The organism is Pseudoxanthomonas sp. LjRoot204_2 (assembly GCF_056175765.1).
In genome coordinates this window covers 1-1,537 of sequence record NZ_JBGFFG010000611.1, presented here as the reverse complement: position 1 = coordinate 1,537, position 1,537 = coordinate 1, and the positions used below count along the sequence as shown (strand labels likewise).

Here is a 1,537-nt window from a genome sequence, read left to right as displayed (position 1 = left end):
TCTCGAGCGCCTGTTCGCCGGTATCCGGCTGCGACAGCAGCAGATCGTCGACATTCACGCCCAGCTTGGCGGCGTAGATCGGGTCGAGCGCRTGCTCGGCATCGATGAAGGCCGCGGTGCCACCCTGTTTCTGGCACTGTGCGATCGCCTGCAGCGTCAGCGTGGTCTTGCCGGAGGACTCCGGACCATAGATTTCCACCACACGACCGCGCGGCAATCCGCCGATGCCCAAGGCGATGTCCAGCATCAGCGAACCCGTGGGAATGATCTCGACGGGCTCGATCACCCGGTCGCCCATGCGCATCACCGAACCCTTGCCGAACTGGCGCTCGATCTGGGTCAGGGCAGCGGAAAGGGCGCGCTTCTTGTTCTCGTCCATCGTCGTGGTCCTAGTCAATGTGGTCAGGTGCGATCAGTGTGGTGGGTGCCCATCGCACAGGCTGCGACGGAGCGGGCATGAGTGAAATTACGTCGGGGCACGGGTTGCGGACATCGGGGCATGTCGTGCCCGGGCATCGGGAAATGCCGTTCGCCGGCATCGGACATGCCCGTCACCGATTGGGCCTCACCAGCCCGCAATACAACCCTTCGATGGCGAAGTCCTGGTCGGGCAGCACTTCGATGGGGGCGTAGTCCGGATTGCGCGGGAGCAGGCGGATGCGGTCTTTTCCGATCTTCAGCAGCTTGACGGTGATGGCGTCGTCGACCCGCGCCACCACGATCTGGCCAGAACGGGCGTCCCGTGTGCGGTGAACGCCGATCAGGTCACCATCGAAGATACCTTCGTCGCGCATCGAATCTCCCTTGACCTTCAGCAGGTAGTCCGGGGCAGGCGCGAAGAAGGCGCGGTCCAGCAGCACATAGTCGTGGTGGCCCGCGTCGGCCCCGATCGGAGCACCGGCAGCCACCTGCCCGAGCACGGGCACGCGGAGGCCGTCGTCGTTGGCGGCCGGGAACGCAAGGTCGGGCTGCGCCGATGCCGGCACCTTCAACAGGCGGATCCCGCGTGCCCGGCCGGGAACCCGCTCGATGGCGCCCGCCTGCTCAAGTGCCTCGAGGTGGTACTGCGCGGCGCGTACTCCCTTGAAACCGAAGGCCTTGGCGATTTCCGCCTGCGACGGTGGCATGCCTTCGGCTTCGAGCCGGTCGGCGATCAGGGCGAGGATGGCGTGCTGGGTATCGGTCAGGTCCATGGTTAGTAGTAATACTACTAACCCGACCATCTGGCAACCGGTCGTGCGGAACGGATTCCGTCCGGACCCCAGCTACAGCCGCTCCAGGCCTGCAAGTGCGGTCGCCACCGTCTGCCGGCGTACCGCCTCACGGTCACCTGCGAACTGGAAGACCTCCGCCCGCGCGTAGCCCCCGCGCCGCTTCCAGCCTATCCATACCGTGCCGACCGGCTTGTCGGGGCTGCCACCCCCGGGGCCGGCGATKCCGGTCACGGCKACGGCGACGCTGGCACCCGAGTTGACCAGCGCACCGGAGACCATTTCGATGACGGTTTCCCGGCTGACGGCGCCGTGCGTTTCAAGCG

At 66.3% G+C, this 1,537-nt stretch carries 3 protein-coding genes; all 3 read right to left on the bottom strand.

All coding sequences use genetic code 11. From position 1 onward, the window contains the following. On the bottom strand, positions 1 to 379 hold a 379-nt coding region (locus tag AC04L7_RS18390; protein WP_475513658.1), incomplete at its 3' end, for an ATPase domain-containing protein. 172 nt (positions 380 to 551) lie between these two features. Beyond that, entirely contained in the window at positions 552 to 1,193 is a 642-nt protein-coding gene (gene lexA / locus AC04L7_RS18385) for a transcriptional repressor LexA (RefSeq protein ID WP_296280647.1), read from the bottom strand. 72 nt (positions 1,194 to 1,265) lie between these two features. Beyond that, positions 1,266 to 1,537: CinA family protein (locus tag AC04L7_RS18380; RefSeq protein ID WP_475513657.1), on the bottom strand; the 272-nt coding region annotated here is incomplete at its 5' end.